Annotated in this window: 18 protein-coding genes and 1 tRNA gene; 12 read left to right on the forward strand and 7 right to left on the reverse strand. The window is 49.5% G+C overall.

The genetic code is table 11. The features are described from left to right. Positions 1–128 precede the first annotated feature (128 nt). Both HA43_RS03500 and HA43_RS03505 read left to right on the forward strand, forming a co-directional pair. On the forward strand, positions 129–752 hold the full coding sequence (locus HA43_RS03500) for a TIGR04211 family SH3 domain-containing protein (RefSeq protein WP_094110976.1): 624 nt from the start codon (positions 129–131) through the stop codon (positions 750–752). Between the two features lie 137 nt (positions 753–889). After that, complete coding sequence (locus HA43_RS03505; protein WP_094110977.1) at positions 890–2,122, forward strand: multifunctional CCA addition/repair protein; 1,233 nt, start codon at positions 890–892, stop codon at positions 2,120–2,122. Between the two features lie 18 nt (positions 2,123–2,140). Here HA43_RS03505 and bacA read toward each other — a convergent pair whose 3' ends face one another. Further along, positions 2,141–2,959: an undecaprenyl-diphosphate phosphatase gene (gene bacA, locus HA43_RS03510; protein ID WP_039380233.1), complete on the reverse strand. Its 819-nt coding sequence runs from the start codon at positions 2,957–2,959 to the stop codon at positions 2,141–2,143. 190 nt (positions 2,960–3,149) lie between these two features. Continuing rightward, positions 3,150–3,509 carry a bifunctional dihydroneopterin aldolase/7,8-dihydroneopterin epimerase gene (gene folB / locus HA43_RS03515; RefSeq protein ID WP_039380236.1) on the reverse strand — a complete coding sequence of 120 codons (360 nt, stop codon included), beginning with the start codon at positions 3,507–3,509 and terminating at the stop codon, positions 3,150–3,152. 107 nt (positions 3,510–3,616) lie between these two features. On the opposite strand from folB, the gene plsY reads away from it, so the two are divergent. Further along, on the forward strand, positions 3,617–4,219 hold the full coding sequence (gene plsY, locus HA43_RS03520) for a glycerol-3-phosphate 1-O-acyltransferase PlsY (RefSeq protein WP_039380238.1): 603 nt from the start codon (positions 3,617–3,619) through the stop codon (positions 4,217–4,219). Between the two features lie 31 nt (positions 4,220–4,250). Here the strand turns inward: plsY and tsaD are convergent, their stop codons facing one another. Next, positions 4,251–5,264: a tRNA (adenosine(37)-N6)-threonylcarbamoyltransferase complex transferase subunit TsaD gene (gene tsaD, locus HA43_RS03525; protein WP_094111032.1), complete on the reverse strand. Its 1,014-nt coding sequence runs from the start codon at positions 5,262–5,264 to the stop codon at positions 4,251–4,253. A 280-nt stretch (positions 5,265–5,544) separates the two neighbouring features. On the opposite strand from tsaD, the gene rpsU reads away from it, so the two are divergent. The 3 genes from rpsU to rpoD all read left to right on the forward strand — a co-directional run bounded on the left by rpsU (position 5,545) and on the right by rpoD (position 9,723). Then, positions 5,545–5,760 (forward strand): 30S ribosomal protein S21, encoded by a 216-nt coding sequence (rpsU, locus tag HA43_RS03530; protein WP_001144069.1) that lies wholly within the window; start codon positions 5,545–5,547, stop codon positions 5,758–5,760. 120 nt (positions 5,761–5,880) lie between these two features. After that, the gene (dnaG, locus tag HA43_RS03535; RefSeq protein ID WP_094110978.1) at positions 5,881–7,626 is read left to right on the forward strand and encodes a DNA primase; all 1,746 of its coding nucleotides are present in this window, start codon (positions 5,881–5,883) and stop codon (positions 7,624–7,626) included. Positions 7,627–7,875: 249 nt separating this feature from the next. Next, positions 7,876–9,723 carry an RNA polymerase sigma factor RpoD gene (gene rpoD, locus HA43_RS03540; RefSeq protein ID WP_039380242.1) on the forward strand — a complete coding sequence of 616 codons (1,848 nt, stop codon included), beginning with the start codon at positions 7,876–7,878 and terminating at the stop codon, positions 9,721–9,723. 41 nt (positions 9,724–9,764) lie between these two features. Here the strand turns inward: rpoD and mug are convergent, their stop codons facing one another. Beyond that, positions 9,765–10,292: a G/U mismatch-specific DNA glycosylase gene (gene mug, locus HA43_RS03545; RefSeq protein WP_039380244.1), complete on the reverse strand. Its 528-nt coding sequence runs from the start codon at positions 10,290–10,292 to the stop codon at positions 9,765–9,767. Positions 10,293–10,585: 293 nt separating this feature from the next. On the opposite strand from mug, the gene HA43_RS03550 reads away from it, so the two are divergent. The 5 genes from HA43_RS03550 (at position 10,586) to HA43_RS03570 (ending at position 13,998) form a co-directional block, all read left to right on the forward strand. Beyond that, positions 10,586–10,661, forward strand: a tRNA-Ile gene (locus HA43_RS03550). 238 nt (positions 10,662–10,899) lie between these two features. Beyond that, positions 10,900–11,736, forward strand: a complete 837-nt coding sequence (locus HA43_RS03555) for a hypothetical protein (protein ID WP_094110979.1) — start codon at positions 10,900–10,902, stop codon at positions 11,734–11,736. A gap of 102 nt (positions 11,737–11,838) precedes the next feature. Then, positions 11,839–12,057, forward strand: a complete 219-nt coding sequence (locus tag HA43_RS03560; RefSeq protein ID WP_094110980.1) for a helix-turn-helix transcriptional regulator — start codon at positions 11,839–11,841, stop codon at positions 12,055–12,057. 116 nt (positions 12,058–12,173) lie between these two features. Next, a complete protein-coding gene (locus HA43_RS03565; protein ID WP_094110981.1) occupies positions 12,174–13,268 on the forward strand; it encodes a YagK/YfjJ domain-containing protein in 1,095 nt (364 codons plus the stop codon). 22 nt (positions 13,269–13,290) lie between these two features. After that, complete coding sequence (locus HA43_RS03570; protein WP_094110982.1) at positions 13,291–13,998, forward strand: hypothetical protein; 708 nt, start codon at positions 13,291–13,293, stop codon at positions 13,996–13,998. Positions 13,999–14,894: 896 nt separating this feature from the next. Here HA43_RS03570 and HA43_RS03575 read toward each other — a convergent pair. The 3 genes from HA43_RS03575 to HA43_RS03580 all read right to left on the reverse strand — a co-directional run bounded on the left by HA43_RS03575 (position 14,895) and on the right by HA43_RS03580 (position 20,531). Beyond that, complete coding sequence (locus tag HA43_RS03575; protein WP_244555208.1) at positions 14,895–17,015, reverse strand: hypothetical protein; 2,121 nt, start codon at positions 17,013–17,015, stop codon at positions 14,895–14,897. Beyond that, positions 17,012–17,386, reverse strand: coding sequence for a hypothetical protein (locus tag HA43_RS19140; RefSeq protein ID WP_244555209.1), 375 nt, complete (start codon positions 17,384–17,386; stop codon positions 17,012–17,014). Before HA43_RS19140 ends, HA43_RS03575 begins: the two co-directional genes overlap by 4 nt. Positions 17,387–18,191: 805 nt before the next feature. Continuing rightward, positions 18,192–20,531 carry a KAP family P-loop NTPase fold protein gene (locus HA43_RS03580; protein WP_094110983.1) on the reverse strand — a complete coding sequence of 780 codons (2,340 nt, stop codon included), beginning with the start codon at positions 20,529–20,531 and terminating at the stop codon, positions 18,192–18,194. Positions 20,532–20,850: 319 nt separating this feature from the next. Here HA43_RS03580 and hsdR point away from each other — a divergent pair, with 319 nt between their 5' ends. Continuing rightward, entirely contained in the window at positions 20,851–23,283 is a 2,433-nt protein-coding gene (gene hsdR / locus HA43_RS03585; protein WP_094110984.1) for an EcoAI/FtnUII family type I restriction enzme subunit R, read from the forward strand. The last annotated feature ends 63 nt before the right edge of the window (positions 23,284–23,346 follow it).

Consider the following 23,346-nt stretch of genomic DNA (forward strand, 5'->3'; position numbering starts at 1 on the left):
GGCTTTCTTGTGCTTTTACGCCCCTTTTCGCGCCGGATTGAGACCAGGATAGTTCTCATTCAGATTTATGCGAGGCAACTCCAGACTGTGCCGGTAAATTTACGCCCATCAAGAAAATACGACATCGAATGAAAAAAATTACACTTGCCGCCCTTTCTTTGCTGGCTTTCAGCGCCATCACCCCCGCTCACGCTGCTGATGAAAAGCGTTATATCTCCGATGAGTTATCAACCTGGGTACGCAGCGGTCCGGGCGATCAGTATCGCCTGGTCGGTAAGCTGAACGCCGGGGAAGAAGTTACCGTACTGCAGACCAACAGCGATGCGCAGTATGCGCAAATCCGCGATGCAGAAGGCAAAACCAACTGGATCCCGCTGTCGCAGCTCAGCGCGACCCCAAGCCTGCGCACCCGCGTGCCACAGCTGGAGCAGCAGGTTAAAGATCTGACTGACAAGCTGGCTAATATCGACAACAGCTGGAATCAGCGCACGTCAGAAATGCAGAACAAAGTCGCTAACAGCGACGGCACGATTGATGGTCTGAAACAGGAAAACCAGAAGCTCAAAAATGAGCTGATTGTGGCGCAGAAAAAAGTGAGCGCAGCCAACGTACAGCTGGATGACAAACAGCGCACCATCATTATGCAGTGGTTTATGTACGGGGGCGGCGTACTGGGCGTTGGCCTGCTGCTGGGCCTGCTGCTGCCACATATGGTGCCGCGCCGTAAAAAGAAAGATCGCTGGATGAATTAATCTGCCGTACGCCAGCCGTTTGTCCGGGGGGATCGCCAGATGCCCCCTTTCGCATGCCCGCTTTTCCACCAAAGTATGCAACAATTACGAAACAGGCGCCTGACGCGCAGTTATCTGAATACCTCTGGAGTTGTTGAGTGAAAACCTTTCTGGTCGGTGGTGCGGTGCGTGATGCCTTACTGCAGCTGCCGGTAAAAGATCGTGACTGGGTGGTGGTTGGCGCCACGCCTGATGAGATGCTGGCGCAGAACTATCAGCAGGTAGGCCGCGATTTTCCGGTCTTTTTACATCCGCACAGCCGTGAAGAGTATGCGCTGGCGCGCACCGAGCGCAAACAGGGCAGCGGCTACACCGGCTTTATCACGCACTTCGCGCCTGACGTCACGCTGGAGCAGGATCTGCAGCGGCGCGATCTGACCATTAACGCCATCGCGCAGGCGGAAGATGGCAGCCTGATCGATCCCTGCCACGGCCAGCGCGATCTTGCCAGCCGCACGCTGCGTCACGTTTCGGCAGCGTTCAGCGAAGATCCGCTGCGCGTGCTGCGCGTGGCGCGCTTTGCCGCCCGCTATGCCCACCTTGGCTTTCGCATTGCCGCTGAAACGCAGGCGCTGATGGCAGAGATGGCTGCCAGCGGCGAGCTGGCGCATCTGACGGCAGAGCGCGTCTGGAAAGAGACGGAAAATGCATTGCTGACGCGCAATCCGCAGGTCTATTTCCAGGCGCTGCGCGACTGTGGCGCACTGCAGGTGCTCTTTCCGGAGATCGATAATCTGTACGGCATTCCTGCCCCGCCGAAGTGGCACCCGGAGATCGATACCGGTGTGCATACGCTGATGACGCTGACGCTGGCGGCCGCGCTCTCTGATGAGCTTGACGTGCGCTTCGCTACGCTGTTTCACGATGTCGGCAAGGCGCTGACTCCTCCGGAGAAGTGGCCGTCGCATCACGGTCATGGCCTGGCGGGTGTCCCGCTTGTCGCCGCTCTGTGCCAGCGGCTGCGCGTCCCTAATCACGTACGCGATCTGGCGCTGATCGTGACAGAGTTCCATGACATCGTGCACACCATTGAGCGACAGTCAGCGGCGGCGCTGGTGGCGCTGTTTGATCGCATCGACGCCTGGCGTAAGCCGGAGCGGGTGGAAAAGATGGCGCTGACCAGTGAGGCGGACGCGCGCGGACGCGCCACGCTCGAGAGTATGCCCTATCCGCAGGGTAACTATCTGCGTCAGGCGTTTGCGCTCGCGCAGGCGGTACCGGTGCAGCAGGTGATTGCAGCAGGCTTTAAAGGCGCAGAGGTGCGGGAAGAGCTGGGCAGGCGCCGGATTGCGGCTATCGAAGAGACGCTGATTGGTGCGCGGCCGGCATAACCCGCCGCGCAACCGCTGTTACATAAACACGGCGTAAACCGCTGCTGCAACGATAAAGCGATAGATGGCGAACGATACAAACGAGATACGCTTGATCAGCTCAAGGAAGACTTTGATTGCCAGCAGCGCCACGATAAACGCGGTAATAAAGCCCACTGCGAACATCGGGAAATCCTGCATCGTCAGGAAGCCCATGCTTTTGTAGAGATCCAGCACGGTCGCGCCCATCATCATCGGCACGGCGAGAATGAAAGAGAATTCCGACGCTGCGTAGCGGCTGACGCCCATCAGCATACCGCCCGAAATCGTCGCACCCGAGCGGGAAAAGCCCGGCCACAGCGCCAGGCACTGGAAGCAGCCAATCATAAACGCCTGACGATAGGTGATATCATCCACGCCCACCGCTTTTGGCTGTTTTGGCTTCAGGAACTCTGCCGCCAGCAGCAGCACACCGCCCACCACCAGGGCATACATGACGTTGATCGGATTAAACAGCGTTTTGATCTGATCGTGCAGCAGTAAACCGATCACCACCGCCGGGATCATCCCGAGCAGAATGTGGATCAGCGTCAGCTTACCGGTACCGGTGCCTTCATGACGCTCCTGACCAAAATGGATACCGATCAGGCCAAACAGACGTCGCCAGAACATTACGACCACTGCCAGAATCGATCCGAGCTGGATCACCACTTCAAACGTCTCTGCTTTATCGCCCTCAAATCCCAGCAGGTGCCCGACAATAATCATATGGCCCGTGGATGAGACCGGCAGAAACTCGGTCAGCCCCTCGACGACCCCGAGGATCGCAGCGACCCATAGCTGATGCATATCTGCCATCAAAATTTTCCCCTATCCGTTTTAAACAGTAAAAAGGCGGTCGCAAACTGCTACCGCCTGAAATTATGCCGGCGTTGATCTGAAGAAAACCTTAGAGTTTTCTGCCACTTCGTTTCGCTTAACGCAACGGCCTCAGCTAAGACACACCATAATTTGATTTGGTTTCATTGTGATGGCAATCACAGGGGGTTTATTTAGGAATTGTCCCGCGCTCAATACGCACGCCAACGCTCGCCGCCTGGGCTACTGCACCCGGCTTACCTACCCGGATACGCACGCCGGGCGTTTTGAAACGATTCATCAACAGATCGCAGATTTCTTCTGCGACGCGCTCGACCAGCGCAAACCGGTTTCCCTGCAGATGCGAGAGGATGGCGTCGGTGACATCGGCATAACTCAGACAGTCGCTGACATCGTCGCTGGCCGCGGCACGCCGGTTGTCCCAGGCCATTTCGACATCGAGCACCAGCTTCTGCTGCATGCCCTGTTCCCAGTCGTATACGCCAATGGTGGTGAACACGGTGAGTTGTTCTATAAATACGATATCCATGATGTCACTCTCTGTTTTTGGCCAGGCCGGATACCACTTCCGGCGGATTATGCGTATTATCCACGCTTACCGGCAACAAAACGACCCAAAAGGAACGGTACGACGCTATGAGTGCTATCGCGCTTGGTATGATTATTTTCGCGTATCTTTGCGGCTCGATTTCCAGTGCGATACTGGTCTGTAAACTCGCAGGCTTGCCCGATCCGCGTATCTCAGGCTCCGGTAACCCTGGCGCCACAAACGTCCTGCGCATCGGCGGCAAAGCGTCAGCAGCGGCGGTACTGATATTTGATGTGGCCAAAGGAATGGTTCCGGTCTGGATCGCCTGGATGCTGCACGTGACGCCTATGTATCTTGGCCTGACCGCGATAGCTGCCTGCCTGGGTCATATCTATCCGGTCTTTTTCCGCTTTCGCGGTGGCAAAGGCGTGGCGACAGCGTTTGGCGCGATTGCGCCGATTGGCTGGGATCTTACCGGCCTGATGACCGGGACGTGGCTGCTGACCGTGCTGCTGAGCGGCTACTCCTCGCTGGGTGCCATTGTCAGCGCGCTGATCGCCCCGTTCTACGTCTGGTGGTTCAAGCCGCAGTTTACGTTTCCGGTTTCCATGCTCTCCTGCCTGATCCTGCTGCGGCATCATGACAATATTCAGCGGCTCTGGCGCGGACAGGAAAATCGCGTCTGGAAACGGAAAAAAAAGAAAGAATAAAAAAAACCGGCTGCGCGCCGGTTTTTTATTTTCAGATAGCGGGCAGTTCCGCCAGCGGCCAGCGCGGACGGACGCTGACGCCGAGCTCACCCCGTGTGCCGCCCTTCAGACGCACCATGCCGGCATAGGCGATCATCGCGCCGTTATCGGTGCAGAACTCAGGCCTGGCATAAAACACCTCGCCGCCGCGTGCGCTCATCATCTCTGCCATTCGCGCGCGCAGCGTGCGGTTGGCGCTGACGCCACCGGCGATCACCAGCCGCGTAAAGCCGGTTTGCTCCAGCGCGCGTTTGCACTTGATCATCAGCGTATCCACGACCGCATCTTCAAATGCGCGGGCGATATCTGCCCGCGCCTGTTCGTCGCCGTCATGCTCGCGAATAGTATTTGCCGCAAAGGTTTTCAGCCCTGAAAAGCTGAAATCGAGGCCCGGGCGATCGGTCATCGGACGCGGGAAGCGGAAGCGGTTCGCAACACCCTGCTGCGCCATGCGCGACAGCATGGGGCCGCCCGGATAGTCCAGACCCAGCAGCTTGGCCGTTTTATCAAACGCCTCACCCGCCGCATCGTCGATTGACTCGCCCAGCAGCGTATATTCGCCGATACCGGTGACGCTGATAAGCTGCGTATGTCCGCCGGAGACCAGCAGCGCGACAAACGGGAACGCCGGCGGATTCTCCTCCAGCATCGGAGCCAGCAGATGGCCTTCCATATGATGTACCGGGACCGCCGGCACATTCCAGGCGAACGCCAGCGCACGGCCAATCGTGGCGCCGACCAGCAGTGCACCCACCAGACCCGGACCGGCGGTATAGGCGACCGCATCGATATCGCTGGCCTGCAGGTTTGCCTCTTTCAGCGCGGCCTGTATCAGCGGCACCGTTTTACGTACATGGTCGCGCGATGCCAGTTCCGGCACAACGCCGCCGTAGTCAGCATGCAGCTTCACCTGGCTATACAGCTGATTCGCCAGCAGACCGGACGCATCGTCATAAATCGCGATGCCGGTTTCATCGCAGGACGTTTCAATACCCAGAACTCGCATAGCTTTATCACCCTCTTCTTGCGGCGCGCAGTGTAGCACAGGCAAATTTGCCGCCGGACTACTTTGACGGGAAAAAGTGTTTTTCTGCCGCACAAAGAGTGCGCTATACTCCACGGCCTGAAAAAACCGGCAGCCGCACAGGCAAACGCTCCTGTTGGTTCTAAATTGTCCATGGTGCTTTACAAGCCGGCCCCGGCTGGAGTAAAATGCTGCACCATTTTGAGATGTGCTGACGCCGCAGTCAGCAGCAAAAACCGAATTTTATCGAGGTGAGAGTTACATGCCGGTAATTAAAGTACGTGAAAACGAGCCATTCGACGTAGCACTGCGTCGCTTCAAGCGTTCCTGCGAGAAAGCAGGCGTTCTGGCTGAAGTTCGTCGTCGTGAGTTTTATGAAAAACCAACGACCGAGCGTAAGCGCGCTAAAGCGTCAGCAGTTAAGCGTCACGCCAAGAAACTGGCTCGCGAAAACGCACGCCGCACTCGTCTGTACTAATTTCTTTCGGAAGTTCGCTTCCGCCGCGTGTTAAACGCAGACAGAGTCAAGTAAGAGGCCGTGCTTTCCGAAAGGAAGCGCGGCTTGTTGCCGTTTAAGAGCTGAAAAAAATCGGGGCTTATGGCTGGACGAATTCCACGCGTTTTTATCAATGATTTACTTGCCCGCACGGATATCGTGGATCTTATCGATGCCCGCGTTAAGCTGAAAAAGCAGGGTAAGAACTATCACGCGTGCTGTCCATTCCATAACGAAAAAACCCCCTCTTTTACCGTCAGCGGTGAAAAGCAGTTTTACTACTGCTTTGGCTGTGGTGCCAAAGGCAACGCTATCGACTTCCTGATGAATCACGATCGTCTGGAATTTGTCGAAAGCGTTGAGGAACTCGCCACCCAGCACGGCCTTGAAGTGCCGTACGAAACAGGCAGCGGCCCCAGCCCGATTGAGCGTCATCAGCGTCAGAGTCTTTACCAGCTGCTGGAGAAACTGGATGGTTTCTATCAGCAAAGCTTCCGCAGTCCGGGAGCAGAGGCGGCCCAGCGCTATTTAGGCTCGCGCGGGCTCAGCCAGCAGGTGATCGATCACTTTGCGATTGGCTATGCGCCTGCCGGCTGGGATAACGTGCTGAAGCGTTTCGGAGAGCAGCAGGAAGACCGCGAGTCGCTGATGGAAGCGGGCATGCTGGTCACCAATGATAAAGGCCGCAGCTACGATCGCTTCCGCGATCGCGTCATGTTCCCGATCCGCGATAAGCGTGGTCGCGTGATTGGCTTTGGCGGACGCGTGTTGGGTAATGATACGCCTAAGTATCTGAACTCGCCGGAAACACCGATTTTCCATAAAGGCCGCCAGCTCTATGGCCTGTATGAAGCACAAAAAAACCATCCTCAGCCGGCGCGCCTGCTGGTGGTGGAGGGCTATATGGATGTGGTCGCCCTGGCACAGTTCGGCATCGATTATGCCGTGGCGTCGCTGGGGACCTCCACCACGGCTGAACATATTCAGCTGCTGTTCCGCTCGACTGACACGGTTATCTGCTGTTATGACGGCGACCGGGCCGGTCGCGAAGCCGCCTGGCGCGCGCTGGAAACCGCCCTGCCCTACATGAATGACGGGCGTCAGCTACGCTTTATGTTTCTGCCTGATGGCGAAGATCCCGATACGCTGGTGCGTAAAGAGGGAAAAGAAGCGTTTGAAGCACGCATGGAGCAGGCGATGCCGCTCTCGGTGTTTCTGTTTGACAGCCTGATGCCACAGGTGGATTTGAGCACCCGCGATGGTCGCACCAAGCTGGCGACGCTCGCTCTGCCGCTGATTAGTCAGATCCCGGGCGAAACGCTGCGGATCTATATGCGCCAGACGCTGGGTAATAAGCTCGGCATTCTGGACGATAACCAGTTAGACAAGCTGATGCCAAAGGCGGCAGAAAACGCGATGCCGCCCGTCGCGCCGCCGCTGAAGCGCACCACGATGCGCGTACTGATTGCGCTGCTGGTGCAGAATCCGCAGTTTGCGACGATTGTGCCCACGCTTGACGGGCTGGCGCAGTCAAAACTTGCCGGCCTGTCGCTGTTTGTTGACCTGGTCAGCCGCTGCACAGAGAATCCTGGCCTGACGACCGGACAGCTACTAGAGTTATATCGCGGGACAAATTTTAGCCAGCCCCTTGAAACACTGGCCACCTGGAACCACATGATAGTGGATGAGGAAGCCGAAGCGGTGTTTCAGGACTCGCTGGCAAGTATATATGATGCTGCGCTGGAGCAGCGCCTGGAAGCGCTGATTGCGCGTGAGCGTACCGAAGGGCTCAGTGCCGCTGAGCGGCGCGAATTCTGGGCATTAAGCCAGGCATTAGCGAAAAAATAAGATTCAGCCAGGCCAGAATGGCGGAGTATTCCCCGTTCTGGCCTGCGGCTTTCGGTTTACACGCCATATAAGCGGAACCGGAGCACAACGATTTCAGACCGAATATCAAGCGGCTTAAGTGCCGAACTAAAAGGGGCTGCAGCCCTGGCCGCGTTGAAGGCAGCGGCAAAAACATAATGCCTTCACTGTTATAGTTGGCTCGCTGCCGACCGACACCAATCTAATTAACAGAAGTGTGGATACCGTCTTATGGAGCAAAACCCGCAGTCACAGCTTAAGCTGCTTGTCACCCGTGGTAAGGAGCAGGGCTATCTGACCTATGCTGAGGTCAATGACCATCTGCCGGAAGATATCGTCGACTCCGATCAGATCGAAGACATCATCCAGATGATCAACGATATGGGTATCCAGGTGGTGGAAGAAGCCCCTGATGCCGATGATCTGATGCTGAATGAGAACAGCTCCGATACAGATGAAGATGCTGCAGAAGCGGCCGCGCAGGTCTTATCCAGCGTTGAATCTGAAATCGGGCGCACAACCGATCCGGTGCGCATGTATATGCGTGAAATGGGTACCGTAGAGCTGCTGACGCGCGAAGGCGAAATCGACATCGCCAAGCGTATCGAAGACGGTATCAACCAGGTGCAGTGCTCTGTTGCCGAATATCCGGAAGCTATTACCTACCTGCTCGATCAGTACGATCGTGTGGAAGCGGGCGAATCACGCCTGTCCGATCTCATCACCGGCTTTGTCGATCCTAACGCTGAAGAAGATCTCGCCCCCACTGCCACCCACGTTGGTTCTGAGCTGTCTGAAGAAGATCGCAATGACGACGAAGAGGAAGATGAAGAGAGCGACGACGACGACAGCAGCGACGACGACAACTCTATCGATCCGGAACTGGCGCGCGAGAAGTTCCTTGAGCTGCGCACCCAGTATGAAGCAGCCCGCACCGTTATTAAGGCGAAAGGCCGCAGCCACGCTGATGCCGTTGCAGAAATCAATAACCTTTCTGAAGTCTTCAAGCAGTTCCGCCTGGTGCCGAAGCAGTTCGACTACCTGGTAAACAACATGCGTGAAATGATGGAGCGCGTGCGTACGCAAGAGCGCCTGATCATGAAGCTGTGTGTCGAACTGTGCAAAATGCCGAAGAAGAACTTTATTACGCTGTTCACCGGTAATGAAACCAGTGAGAGCTGGTTTAAAGCAGCCCTGGCGATGAACAAGCCGTGGTCTGAAAAGCTGAAAGATGTTGAAGAAGATGTCATGCGCTCGCTGCAGAAGCTGCTGCAGATTGAGGAAGAGACCGGCCTGACCATCGAACAGGTTAAAGACATCAACCGTCGCATGTCGATCGGCGAAGCGAAAGCGCGCCGCGCGAAAAAAGAGATGGTTGAAGCTAACCTGCGTCTGGTTATCTCTATCGCGAAAAAGTATACCAACCGCGGCCTGCAGTTCCTTGACCTGATTCAGGAAGGCAACATCGGCCTGATGAAAGCGGTTGATAAGTTTGAATATCGCCGTGGCTATAAGTTCTCAACCTACGCCACCTGGTGGATCCGTCAGGCGATCACCCGCTCTATTGCCGATCAGGCGCGTACCATCCGTATTCCGGTGCATATGATTGAGACCATCAACAAGCTCAACCGTATCTCGCGCCAGATGCTGCAGGAGATGGGCCGCGAGCCGACGCCGGAAGAGCTGGCTGAGCGCATGCTGATGCCGGAAGATAAGATCCGCAAGGTGCTGAAGATCGCCAAAGAGCCTATCTCCATGGAGACGCCGATTGGTGATGACGAAGATTCACATCTGGGCGATTTCATCGAAGATACCACGCTGGAGCTGCCGCTGGACTCTGCTACCTCTGAGAGCCTGCGTTCTGCGACCCACGACGTGCTGGCGGGCCTGACCGCGCGCGAGGCGAAAGTCCTGCGTATGCGTTTTGGTATCGATATGAACACCGACCACACGCTGGAAGAAGTGGGCAAGCAGTTTGACGTAACGCGTGAGCGTATTCGTCAGATTGAAGCCAAAGCGCTGCGCAAACTGCGTCACCCGAGCCGCTCGGAAGTGCTGCGCAGCTTCCTCGACGATTAATCGTCTGCAGGAAAACAAAAACCCCGGCACGCCGGGGTTTTTTATTGCCCGCGCTCCGGCAGACCCAGCGCATCCGCCAGCTGGCGATACGCTGCCACCATCTCTTCCAGTGAAGCGCGGTTAAGGCCGCTGGGATTTGGCAGCACCCAGATGCGCGTCTCCATCAGCGGCTGCGGCTGCTCGCCCCACTCCACTTTACGCTGCCGGAACGCACGCTGATACGCATCCTTGCCCAGCACCGCCAGCGCCCGCGGCTGATACCGTAAAATTTTATCCTGCAGCCGCAGCCCGCCGTCGCGCAGCTCATCGCCGCTCAGCTCGCTCGCCTGCGTGGTGGGACGCTCAACCAGCGCGGTGATGCCGCAGCCGGTCTCCAGCAGCCGCCGCTCCTGCTCCGGCTTCAGCAGCTCGCGCGTAAAGCCGGCCAGATAGATCACTTTCCAGAAGCGGTTGCCGGGATGCGCAAAATGGTAACCGGTATGCGCAGATGACTTGCCGGGATTGATGCCGCAGAACAGCACCTGCAGATCGTGCGAGAGAATATCGCGAATGTCGTGGTCGGGTTGCATACGCCTCTGAATGCCTGGTAAACGTGCTTAAAGCGTAGAGTATTCAGCGGGATGGGGAAAGCGTGGCGATTGCGATAAGTGAAAACCCAGCACCCGCCGCCCGGCCAGTTAACGATTTCTTTTACCGCCTGTGCAGCAAAAAAGCGCTCAAACTGCTGTGGCAATCACTCCTGTCACAGCAGCATGCGGATTTTTTCATTAATATCAATCACTCACCATTGTGCTAATTTTCACCAACCGATCGGTGAACGCTGGATCGCCTCTGCCAGATACTTTATAATCCCCGCACTACTGGCCCCTTAGCTCAGTGGTTAGAGCAGGCGACTCATAATCGCTTGGTCGCTGGTTCAAACCCAGCAGGGGCCACCAAATAAAACAAGGAGTTAGATGAGAAATCGTCTGACTCCTTTTTCTTTGGGCGCGAATCAGGTGATGTAGTGGGTGACGTAAGTGAATGGCTGGGTGACGTAAGCAGTGTGGGTTTAAATGTCTGGCTGGACAGTTGCCAGAAACCTGATTTCCTTTTTTGAAAAGCCTGACAGCCATCCACATTCAATCATTAAGACAGCCTTATCTGCCCCCCAGGATTGCAGGACAAAAACAAGCCATGAGTTTCGACGATTCCATTCAGCAACTGCGTAATGAGCAACTCGCGCGCCGGTCCGATACAGAACGCTTCATCAGTGTTAAGACTCTTTTTGAACAGCTCAAACAGCGTTATCCCGATCAGAGCTACAACGCCCTGTGTCTTTTAGCGTTGAAAAAGTATCGACGTTCAGAGCATCAGCCTTCGCTGTACTGGTTCAGATATGAAAGCTGGTATGGCACTTCACCCGTTGCCCCATACCAGCTTTTGGATAAACATGGCGCGCCAAACATAGGAGCTCCTGACTATTATCCTAATGCCGAGGCGGCACTGCGGGCGGTAAGTGATGAGGTCATGAATAGTGATAAGCTGGCTGATTGTGGTTTTCTGCGGACAGAAATTGCTGACGCGCTTGGATTTCCGCTTGATACTGCAAGGCCAGAAGCACCGATGTTTGAACAAGATACCCTGGACTTGAAAGCTGAAAATCTGTCACTTAAAGAAAAAATTGAGGCGCTGGAAAAACGTCTGGCTGCCCCTATAGAGAAAGCCGAAACTTATGCAGCTAAACGGGAAGAGTTTTTCATCGCTGTTATAGCCAGTTTGTACGACAAAAACAGACTCACCTATACAAAGGATTTACTGCCAAAAGCACCGGAGCTTTTGAGGTTGGTCGAAAATAAGATCCCGCTATTCTGGCCAGCGGAAAGGTGTTTTCCAATGAGTGAAGAGCAATGCCTGAAAATTCTTCGGGAAGCGATTAGCCTGCTTGAACGCGATGTGACTGATCTTCATCAGTTGCGGGTTGAAAAGAGACAGATGCAAAAAACAAGAAAATTAAATCTTCTTAATCAGTAGGATAACAAAGGTCACCAAGGTATCTTTCTAAGGTATCCACGACATAAACTCTCTCGGTTTTTAAGATACGTTTCATCTTAATTCTTTACCGAGAGACCTAACATGAAACACATCAATTCTTTATCTGCAACTGTCAGCCATCTTCCCGGGCCCCAACGCCTAATACGCATTCATGAAATGATGGCTCTTTTGAATTGCAGTCGTACTACTCTTTACCGCTGGGCAAACAGTGGTGAATTCCCTGCGCCAAAAAAACGCGCCGGAAGAACCATGGGCTGGACAGTCACGCAATATGAACAGTGGCTCGATAACTGCTACTAAATCTGTAAGAGGGGCTGGGATTTCCAGCCTTTCTTTTTATCTGCTGATGCAACCATTTGAAACAATCAGCGCATCAAATCGTTATCAATCTGTCATTCTGATACATCCGTAACCCTATGATAAACAGTAAAACTGGCAGTCTGGATTCAACCCATCAGGAACCGGTAATTAATAATATTACGCGCGGTACGGTTTATCCGGATATCCGGGCTAAAGGCGAGTTTCTGTATGACGATGTTCTCTGGCCAGTCATGCCTGAAGAGTGTCAGCAGGATGTGAAGATCATGAATTCTTTGTTCAAGGCAGTTGATAGAACTTATGCCAGTTGCTCTCGCTTTCTGGCAATCCGTTATGATTTTCATCTGCATCAGTACACGGCTGACAACCGCGTTATTACCCGCTTTCATCAGCTATTGATTCCTGCTCTAAGGAAGGAGTATCCCAAAAGCTTTGCTCGGGTGTTTTGGGTCAGAGAACAGAATCAGGCACCAGCACAGCATTATCATTACCTGTTGATGGTTGATGGTAACTGCGTGCGTCATCCTCTTAAAATTAATAAGCTGGTGGAGAGCTGCTGGAAAATAGCAACGGGCGGAACGGTCTGGTTTCCAAAGCATGGTTACTACTTAATTCGAAAGAACGACACTGAGGCTATGGCCGCATTGCTACTGCGGGTGAGTTACTTTGCTAAGCAGCACTCTAAGGAAGGAATTGCTAAAGACATTGCGCGTTCCGGAACCCGGCATTACCCGTTTTTAAACAAAGCCAAACACACTAAAACTGCGCAATTACGTACTCAGATTGCTGATTTTGATCGGGCACAAGCGCATTGTCCCCTTCCCGGAAAGCTGGATTCGCTTTTCACTCCCGTAGAGCACTCTGCTGGTAAGCCTACGGCATTAACTTTGTCAGATAGCCAACAATTAGATAAGGCTGCCTTACTGCCAATGAAGGCGCTCAGACGAGCGCTGCAGCGTTTTAGTACACTCAGGGGCCGCCTGCCTGACGATAATAGCGTCGTGGCTGGCACTAAACTGAACCCTCACTGGCACCGTCATTTTGAGCGCTACTACCGCTATTACTGGCCATGCAATATAAGCGTTTCACAGTATTGCCGCTGGTATTACCTAAATCCGTCTACTGCAAGCTGCTATTTGTGTAACTACCCGGCTAATTTAATTAATCCGTGGCTTTTAGCACGCTGGCTATAAGCACCTATGAAGACTGGTAAAGATGGAAAAGATAGAAGAGGAGTACAATGCAAAAATTGCGATGCCCTACTCTCTTAATCGTAAGATGAAGACTTATGTAGGCGGCATTGACTGGCTAACCGGTTATGAAATTGTGCCGCTGACTGATGAACAGCGTCTGCAAAGAAAGCAGCACCTGCATGCTCTGCCTGCAACGCTGGATGAGTTGTTTGAGCGTTTCCTGCTGCCTGCCATAGAGTGCGACGTGCATTACAAGGACTACAACTTCTGGAGCGATACGTGGCGCATCCAGTGGGCTTACCACAAACAAAATTATCGTCGTGAAGCAATTTTAAGTGGCATAACGCAGCAACAATATGCACAAGCGCATAAGCTTCCTAAACGCTTGATGTACAACAATCTGCATAATTGTGGAGGTGCAGCAATCCGTGTGCTGTTTTGGGTTTATCATCGTCGGCAGTTCCACCAGCAGCAGCGGCTTACGGTTCAGGAATACATTTCTGAGCATCAGCTTCCTCAACGCACAGCGTATCGCCAGTTGTCGCGACAGCCAATGAGTAATATCTGGGCTCAGCATTTTGATAACTACTACGGTGATGCATGGCTGAGGCATTGTAACGTCAGAGAATATGCAGATTTCTATAGTTTAAATGTTACTACCGTCCGACAGTATCTGTTCAACTTTCCCAAAGGGCTTTTTGACCCAATGTTAATTAAGCCCTGGATGTGATTTTTTATAACGGTCCCTGAAGGATATGATCATGAATTCTAGTCACTGGATAATGATCAAAATCGTCAAACGGTAAACAACGCAATGATCAGAATTTGAAAACCCTTCCATCAGCCTTTGTATATAAAACAAGCATGTCTTGACTGGTGTGAGGAAGACACACATTTTGTATTTTTAACTTAGTGAACAGCACTGGAAATCAGCGGCAGTTAGCACTACATGCGCTTGATGATGAAATGCCCGGCTTTGCACGTGACTGTGCGTCTGCATAAGGCAGTAAGCTGCTGGTATTTGAAAAATCCGAGACGAAGATCACTGGGCAGCTTCACGTTGATTAAAACTTTATGATGTCAGGGATTCCTTGCAAATCTCCACTATGCGCTCTCAGAAGGTGTACCCTGTTGCAAGTCCGCTTTGTGCCAAGAGCGGAAGTTACTAATTTCTCGCTATGTTTATTAGAAGGTATAAATCATCAGACTTTTCATACACTAGCATGTGAGTTTAATCGACATCGTTTACTATAATGTCTTGCTATGAACAGAGAGATTCAGCAACGGCTATAACTAGTACAATGCAATGTATGATGTTGCAGAGTCCGTATTTCATCACTGTGATATTTCTCGCTCTGAATTGCGTAAATAGTGATGCAGATATCTTGCTCAGTGCATCGCTGGTCTGGAAAGCAATGTCCATCACCCTAAAATTTCAACATTAATGGAAACCGGTACTGGTTAACTTGCTCTGATTCTGGAGTTGCGTACTCCAGTTGGATGGCTATTATTAAGCGGGAAATAGCATATTATATGTAACCTGAGTCTAAATGTATCAACCTGATTTATAGCGATTTTTATAGCGGTATACATTGTCGCCAATGCATACCCGCCTTTTAATAAAATTTATTTTAATTTATCTAATATTTTAATTAAAGCCAGCTCGCAGGATCTTATCGAATACTCACCTGCATCTATATTACTTAGGCCTTTTATTTGAGAAAGCATGTACTCACAACATGATTTAAAACCATTCTTGTTTTTCACGGAGAGAATATTATATTTAAGATTAAAGAATTTTTCATACTCTTTTACTTGCCTGTATCGATACTTATCATTCTCACACTTAGACAATAAAACGTGTGCACTTATAAAATAATCCCATATAGCTTTGTCATGCTGTTCTTTTATCGATTTTTTAATATTAAGCCTTGCTTGTTGAGTATCTATACTCGATGTTGAATAGTTTCTTATAGCTTGTTTTTGATTAGCCCACTTATAGGCGGTCTTTAGATTGGATTGAGCATCATCGAGTCTGTCATTGGCTATTTTAGCCATTGCTAGCTGAAGCCAGTAATGAGACTCACTGCTTAACCACTTAGCTTTTAATATCAAATCGCTATAATAACTGAAAAGATATGATTTTTTACCATCCATCTCTTTCAGTAAATTATCAATATTACTAAACCTCATAATCTCCTTGATAAGACTATCTTTTAGATGGATTATATTGCTATCTTTTTCACTGTTTCTCCTGCTTTTTTCAGTCTCAATTAAACCTACTAAATTTAGAAAGGTTTCAGTCTTGTATTTGTTTGTAAAAAGATTTTTTAATGTTATTCTACAAAAAATGCTAGATTTATTTGTAAATCCGGAGTCTCTATCATCGGAGTAGAATAAGGATATGTATTCATTTTTCTTGAATGAAATTGAGTCGATATAATCGTTGCCTAGTAACCCTCTTATTATGTAATTATCAATACGGATGTTAAGATATTTAAACAATAGTATTAAAAAGGATATATCTCTGGTCTTAGAGTCTTTTACTATTGAATCAAGGTATTCGCTGATTTTATTTATGATATTTTCAGATGACAAAAGGTCTAATAATGTTTCACTTATCTGATTTTTATAATCATCTGCTAATATTTTTCTTTTCGTGTTTATTGGCAATGTTACTTTTTCTTCACCCCAGAAGTTAAGAATATCTATAAGTTCAATTAAATAATCAACTTCACTTCTTTGGTTTTCATCGATAGATTTTGTAGATAATTCATCTATATTGATAGTGTCAAAATCAATATCCATGAAATCAATCTTGTCGTACTCTATATTCCGTATGCTTGAGACCAAGATAACATTATTTGCATTTTTTAACATCGAAAAATCAGATATTAAATATTGGTTCTGGTTCAGATCATCACATACTATCACTGATAAGACATTTGAGTCTTTCAATTTTTCTAAATCATCAGAATATGAAGGAGGGCTCGATACATCTATCTCAGTTGGAGTATATATATTGACATTTTCAGTCTCTGACAAATGTTTTATCAATTGCTCCAAGAGAACACTTTTTCCATTGCCTATTTCACTTTTTATGAGTATATTCTTGTTTCTTTTTATTTTTTCAACACACTCAAAAATATGACTAACCCTCGGAATAAAATGATTTTTCTCATTATTCAGAAAGCTTTTATAATCACTATGTATTTTTTTTCTGTCAATTTTTCCAAACAATAAGAAGTTATTAATGTCAAGCATTGTTATTTCTTTTTTGTCTTCGCTATCCTCGTGCTTTATAAAGTTTCTTAGAGAATCTTTTTTAATTGGCAATATTATTTCATTGTATTTTGTTTTTATCATTTCCGCGAAAGATTCGGTGCCAATATTTAACACGTGGCCGTAAATCCCTAGCTTAAATAAATCTGATGGGCTAGCATATGGAGATGTTATAATAAATGTTTTTTCTTTGAACCTATCATTTGATTTAAGAATCTTCTTTATCATCTCGTCGTAAAGAGAGTAACCTATAAACACAATTGCTGGCGCACTTTCAAAGTCTTTTCTTAAAAGCTTAAACCAATATGTTTCATCAAAATTATTGAGGACATAAGATATGTCACCAAGTGCAAATTCATTTGAAAGCGACTCTTTGCTTAGTATATTCATATCACCGTTAATATGAATGCAAACATTACCATCACGAAGATATTCAGATCCAGTGAGTGGATTTATTGTTCTCATTTTTTTTGTATGTTACTACAAGCCAATTCAAAACCAAAATCATAGTTAGTAGTATAACATCTTCGCCAATTTATCCCTGCCAGTTCCCTGTGATAATTACGTACATCACTAATTATAAATTCATCTTCTAAAATATTTATTAAATCATTTACTTTGTTTTCATTTATGTAGAAATCAACGATGTCTTTAAGCGGTATTTCATTACTATCTATAGATCCTGCATCTTTCAATAAAGCTGCTGATAAATCAGCAACTCCTTTCGGTTGTGCATTTTTTAAATTAATCATGCCATAAGAAAACCCAGCTCCAGTAAATAGAACTGGATCCCCAAATTTCATTTTTTCTATTAAAAGTTCTATCTTTTCTTGCATTATGTTACCTCGTTAAAATAGATGGGCCATGAGCTTATTTATGAGAAACTATCATTGTGTGTTAGGTAACCAACTTGTTATGAACATCCTATTTGCAAGCAGGATTAATGAATCTATATCCCTAATTCCGCATAGGTCGACTAATCACCTACTCGATACTGACAGATTTCACTTCAGCACGGAGAACAATAATATCGATAATACGCCATGGTTTTTTTTGTCTATCCCACGCAGCGAAATGAATACCATGACAGACTAATTAACTGTTTGGAACATGTAACTTCTTTTACTCTTAAGATGACGAGCCCAATATCCATCTTACTCGCCAGCAACTGGTTCGGTTGCAAAATAGTAGCATTCCCGGTTTTTCAAGTGGATTAAAATCGCATTCCGGACATAAAGGTTTTCTTCCCTAATAGGCTGATCTCACAAAGCTTAGAGCGCAAAACCCCGCCAACTTTATTGTTATGTAGAAAATTTGGCCTCGGTAACACCCACATATGGCAGGCTACCGGCCTGTTGTACCCAGTTCGACTTGCCTAAGGGTAATGTCAATATATTGATAAATCGCCACTTTTTCAACAGCGCCACTGCCCTACTCTCAATTCTGTAGGTATTAAGCCTGGAATAGAACGTCCACTCTTCGCTCATAGCGGATATTGGCCTGCACAACGTCCGCTTTGTACCAGAAGCGAGCATCGCGGACGTTATGGTACGTTAGGCCAAATATCTAAAAGCGCATGAACCACATAGGTCAAAGATCCATAGCATAACTTCTGGCTTGAGCTTTTGCTGTTCCGGCGCTCTAAAAATCGAAAGCGTCGTTTTCTCTCAACCCAAGCCATCCTTGTAGATGCCAAAGCAGCGTTCGCAGAGACTCTTCGTGCTCCGGGAACTGTGCAGGATTAATGGCATCACATTTGGCTTTCGCCACGTCAATGCCAATAAAGTCGTTAATTGTCTCTTTGTTAAAACTGTTATGCTTTGTGGATACCCAATCCCCGTATGTGTGGCTTGTGCCACGAATCATCAAGCGTGTAACCATCGTTGCGAAGCCCTGATCAGTTTGAATAGCTTTCATCATCCACTCGCGTGGTTCATCCATTGAATCGGTATATTTTTCCCAGCGATAGAGCAAGGATATGAGATCTGGTTCAGCAATCAGCGCATCGCCATCTGCGGCTCGTAACCTTATCAGCCGCAGCCATTCAGTCTTCATTGCCACAACGGTATTGTAATCTAAGACTGGATCGAAGACTCCCCTCTCGCCCTCATTTCGATCAGTGGGGTCACTGAGATGGATCAGGAGCGAGGCAACGGATAGAGCTTCAGTTTTACGGAGTGCTTCTAAAGCCAAAGCGCCTCGCACATCCTCAGGAATGCGCTTCAGGTACCAATTTGTCGCTCGCCATGCTGCCACATATGACGAATCAAAAGAGCCGCTGTTAGTCCCTGCGAGTTTTTCAGCGAGTAGGTACATACATGGAAGTAGAACAGCTGCGTGTTCGAAGGGTAATCGCTCAACGGATTCGTCGAGCCTCGCAACGAGCGAACCTAGCAACCCATCAGCTTCGAGGGCAGTGATTACAGCTAAGAGCTCATCCTCTGTCGCTGTCGCATCAAGAAAATCAACAAAACGGCGTTCAGACATTTCTCCGAACGTCGTCTGGAGTTCAAAATAACGTGGGAAGTAGCGCAATGTGCATACTCGTTTTTCAGTCAACCACTGGCGATTGAAGCCGTCCGCATATCTTGTTCCTCCAAATGCCCATTCGAGAGGTGGAAATAAGTCTTTGAGCGCATTAATAATGATATCGCGGCGTTGCTCTGAGACTGTCTCAAGAAGCTTCTTAGCCGCTGCCTGGTCTACCTCTCGGCGTCCATCACTGGAAAAGCGCATTTCTTGAAGAACCAAATCTCGCTCACGAAACAGTGCATCGTGGAGATCTGGTTCGAAGACTCGGAGAGTCTCAAGAAGCAGGAAATCTACAATATTTACCTCGAATACGTTGCCGACCACATGCAATGGTATGTGTACAGCAATGGACGAGATGAGACGACGTGCATCGCGCATGTTGCGAAGCAGGGGCTGGATGCAGCCGATGCAAGCATTACCCCAGCGTCTTTGAGAAAACCCGTTGGCCTCAGTCGCGTAGGAGCCCGCTATTTCAGAGAGTTCTTCCTTGAACATACGATGCACGAACGATGCTGGAACGGCCGGTAAATCAAAGCTAACCTGCACGATCTTTTCAAGGAAGGCTCGCCCGTCGTTGGCAGCGACCGGATCGAGTGCCCTTTCTACGATACTGGGTTGAAACAGGAGTACAAAAACAATGTTAGGGAGGTTAGCATTTGCCTTTACCTGCCGAAGTAACATCCTGATCTGTTCTGGCTCAAGCCTGTCAATATCATCGACAAAGACAACCAGTGGCCGGTCAAGTTCGCGAAGGCGAGCCTCAAGCGAACTGCGTATCTTGTCGAGAGACTCGCCAGTATGGTCTCGCCCGAGATACGATAGCACGCGTCCAACAATAGGTGTTCCGACTGAGAGAAAGGCAAGAACAGCCGCAACCTTTGTGACCGTCGGAAGGCCATATCCAATAGCCGATGCGATTGCTAAAACTGAGGCATTTGTTAGCACCATCGAGATTAGATGGCCTGAGCCTCCAGCCTCTTTAAGAGGCTTACCGACCCCAGTCAGGATCGCGCCGTAGCGTCGTAGTGCTTCGGCACGGTCATGTGCAGCCTTCGAATGCTCGCCTCCCAAGCTATTTGCTATCTGGCCAAATAGCGCGCTGGCAATTGCATCGCCGTCCCCCCATTGCCAGGGGTTGAAATCGAGCCAGTCCGCTCCGCTTCTCTTATCATCGAGTTTTTCAGTAATAAGGTTTTTAAGAGATGATTTCCCAAAGCCCCACCCTCCGCGAATAGCAAATACACGGCCTTCGCGCAAACTAAGCTCCGAAAGCACGTCGGCTATACGAGCCGCAAATTCAGCCCTTCTGAGACGATCTTCGGATGCTTTTTGAATAGGAGCCTCCGCCCCGATCCCTTCGTCCGGCCGTTCGTTCCTTACCACTTCAGTATTAGGCTTCTTACGACGATGAACGCGCCATGTTGCCAGACGGAACAACCGTTTACTCATCGAACACTTTCTCCCAAGGATACATATAACAAGCGTCCTATCGTTAAATGCGTTACTGATTGAATTTTTCCTAAGCCCGCTAACTGCAAAGAACTCTCTGCTGCAATTACAAGCCAGTATAGCGGTGACCTTAAGCATTGATGAACACAAGAGGATAATCAATAAGTAAGGTTTAACAAAAAGCACCAAGCTACATATTTGACTTAGCAAGGTTAAAGATCTCACTGCGCTGATTTTGTTGGCTAAAGCCATTAACGAAGCACTTTATTTGTGCAAGAATTGGTCCATCTCCCTTCACTTTTATCTGACCGGAAATGCTATGGCTGGCGTGAACAAAGCTCAACTGACTGAAACCGACATCGTAACTAAATTTATTCTGCCTGCGGTCAAGAAGGCCGGATGGGATGACATGACGCAGATTCGCCAGGAGGTGAAGTTACGTGATGGCAAGGTAGTTGTGCGGGGTAAACTGGCATCCCGTCAGAAAGTGAAATCAGCAGATATAGTGCTCTACCATAAGCCAGGTTTACCGCTGGCAGTCATTGAAGCGAAAGCAAACAAGCATGAAATTGGAAAAGGAATGCAGCAGGGACTGGGTTATGCCACCTTGTTAGAGGTTCCTTTCGTCTTTGCCTCTAATGGCGATGGCTTCATATTTCACGACAAAACGAACCCTGATCAGCTGGAACGAGAAATTACACTCGAAGAGTTCCCAACGCCTGCTGAGTTATGGGGGAAGTTCTGTCTCTGGAAAGGCTATACCGCCGCACAGCTGCCTGTTATTACGCAGGGCTACTATGATGACGGCTCCGGTAAATCGCCGCGTTATTATCAGCTTCAGGCAATCAATAAAACGCTTGAGGCTATCTCAGCAGGCCAGAACCGCATTTTATTAGTGATGGCAACCGGGACCGGCAAAACCTACACCGCCTTCCAGATTATCTGGCGGTTATGGAAAGGCAGGCACAAGAAACGCATCCTGTTCCTTGCCGATCGCAACATTCTTGTTGATCAAACCCGCACCAATGATTTCCAGCCTTTTGGGCAGGCAATGACTAAAATCACTGGCCGCACCGTCGATCCCGCTTACGAAATCCATCTGGCACTGTATCAGGCGATGACAGGAACCGACGAGCATGAAAAAGCGTATAAGCAGGTTGCGCGTGACTTCTTCGACCTGATCATCATTGACGAGTGCCATCGCGGCAGCGCCGCTGAAGACAGTGCCTGGCGCGAGATTTTAGAATATTTTAGTAGTGCGACTCAGGTCGGTTTAACGGCGACGCCGAAAGAAACCCATGAGGTCTCAAATACAGACTATTTCGGTGAGCCGGTTTATACCTATTCCCTTAAACAAGGCATTGAGGATGGCTTCCTGGCGCCTTATAAAGTGGTACGCGTTGATATCAATGTTGACCTGCAAGGGTGGCGTCCAGCGAAAGGGGAAGTCGATAAAAATGGTGAGCTGATCGAAGATCGCATCTACAACCAAAAAGATTTTGATCGCAACTTAGTCATTGATGAACGCACTCAGCTGGTGGCGGAAACCATTACGGATTACCTTAAACGCACCAACCCCATGGATAAAACCATCGTCTTCTGCAATGACATCCCTCATGCAGAGCGGATGCGGCGCGCCCTGGTCAATCTCAACGCAGCGCAAATGAAAGAAAATGATAAATACATTATGCGTATTACAGGCGATGAGACTGAGGGAAAAAACCAGCTCGATAACTTCATCAATCCGAAGAAGCCCTACCCGGTTATCACCGTAACATCAGAACTGATGACAACGGGTGTAGATGCCAAAACCTGTAAGCTGGTTGTGCTTGAACAAAATATCCAGTCGATGACCAAATTTAAGCAGATCATCGGACGTGGTACACGTATTGATGAACGCTACAACAAGCTGTGGTTCACCATTCTGGATTTCCGAAAAGCCACCGAACTGTTTGCAGATGAACGCTTTGATGGATTGCCGGTGAAAGTCATAAACACCACAAAAGATGAGGTCGCCGATCCAGAGTCAGATTTTGATGAGCAACTGGAAGATAATGCATCGGGTGAAGATGGCCAAACAGGCCATGCAGAAGAACCATCGCCGGATTATCCCTCGGGTGCTCCAACAGAACCCGAACCTGATGGCGCACTACCCGAAACAGACGAAGAACGACGCAGGAAGTTTTACGTTAAAGGCGTTGCTGTCAACGTGCTATCTAAACGCGTTCAGTATTATGACGCTGACGGTAAGCTGGTCACCGAATCTTTTCAGGATTACACCCGCCGTACGCTGATGAAAGAGTACGCATCTTTAAATGATTTTGTTCAGCGCTGGCAGAGTGCTGAACGTAAACAGGCCATTATCGAAGAGCTGGAACAGCAGGGCATTATCTGGGATGTGCTGACGGAAGAGGTCGGCAAAGAGCTGGATCCCTTCGATATGCTCTGCCATGTCGTGTACGGCCAGCCGCCGCTCACCCGCCGTGAACGCGCCGATAACGTGCGTAAGCGCAACTACTTCACCAAATACTCTGAGTCGGCTCAGACCGTCTTGAGCAACCTGCTCGATAAATACGCCGATGCGGGCGTAAAGGAAATCGAAGATATTCAGGTACTGAAGCTGCGACCTTTTGATACCATGGGCCGCCCTTTGGAGATCATCAAAAAGAACTTTGGTGACAAGGAAAGCTACATGAGTGCCGTGAGTGAACTGGAAAACGAAATCTACGAACTACCTCCTCGCTCGGCCTGATTCCCTTTTAATGTCTGTCACCGTAGCGACCGCTCGGTGGCAGACTTTTTTATTACGGAAATT

It is taken from the genome of Pantoea eucrina, from assembly GCF_002095385.1.
GTDB classification, from domain to species: Bacteria; Pseudomonadota; Gammaproteobacteria; order Enterobacterales; family Enterobacteriaceae; genus Pantoea; species Pantoea eucrina.

Coding starts and splice junctions, on each gene's coding strand:
- plsY (WP_039380238.1), top strand. CDS start 3,617: ATGAGTGCTATCGCGCTTGGTATGATTATTTTCGCGTATCTTTGCGGC.
- bacA (WP_039380233.1), bottom strand. CDS start 2,959: ATGGCAGATATGCATCAGCTATGGGTCGCTGCGATCCTCGGGGTCGTC.
- hsdR (WP_094110984.1), top strand. CDS start 20,851: ATGGCTGGCGTGAACAAAGCTCAACTGACTGAAACCGACATCGTAACT.
- HA43_RS03500 (WP_094110976.1), top strand. CDS start 129: ATGAAAAAAATTACACTTGCCGCCCTTTCTTTGCTGGCTTTCAGCGCC.
- HA43_RS03570 (WP_094110982.1), top strand. CDS start 13,291: ATGGAAAAGATAGAAGAGGAGTACAATGCAAAAATTGCGATGCCCTAC.
- mug (WP_039380244.1), bottom strand. CDS start 10,292: ATGCAACCCGACCACGACATTCGCGATATTCTCTCGCACGATCTGCAG.
- HA43_RS03575 (WP_244555208.1), bottom strand. CDS start 17,015: ATGAGAACAATAAATCCACTCACTGGATCTGAATATCTTCGTGATGGT.
- HA43_RS03560 (WP_094110980.1), top strand. CDS start 11,839: ATGAAACACATCAATTCTTTATCTGCAACTGTCAGCCATCTTCCCGGG.
- rpsU (WP_001144069.1), top strand. CDS start 5,545: ATGCCGGTAATTAAAGTACGTGAAAACGAGCCATTCGACGTAGCACTG.
- HA43_RS03580 (WP_094110983.1), bottom strand. CDS start 20,531: ATGAGTAAACGGTTGTTCCGTCTGGCAACATGGCGCGTTCATCGTCGT.
- tsaD (WP_094111032.1), bottom strand. CDS start 5,264: ATGCGAGTTCTGGGTATTGAAACGTCCTGCGATGAAACCGGCATCGCG.
- rpoD (WP_039380242.1), top strand. CDS start 7,876: ATGGAGCAAAACCCGCAGTCACAGCTTAAGCTGCTTGTCACCCGTGGT.
- HA43_RS19140 (WP_244555209.1), bottom strand. CDS start 17,386: ATGCAAGAAAAGATAGAACTTTTAATAGAAAAAATGAAATTTGGGGAT.
- HA43_RS03555 (WP_094110979.1), top strand. CDS start 10,900: ATGAGTTTCGACGATTCCATTCAGCAACTGCGTAATGAGCAACTCGCG.
- dnaG (WP_094110978.1), top strand. CDS start 5,881: ATGGCTGGACGAATTCCACGCGTTTTTATCAATGATTTACTTGCCCGC.
- HA43_RS03565 (WP_094110981.1), top strand. CDS start 12,174: ATGATAAACAGTAAAACTGGCAGTCTGGATTCAACCCATCAGGAACCG.
- folB (WP_039380236.1), bottom strand. CDS start 3,509: ATGGATATCGTATTTATAGAACAACTCACCGTGTTCACCACCATTGGC.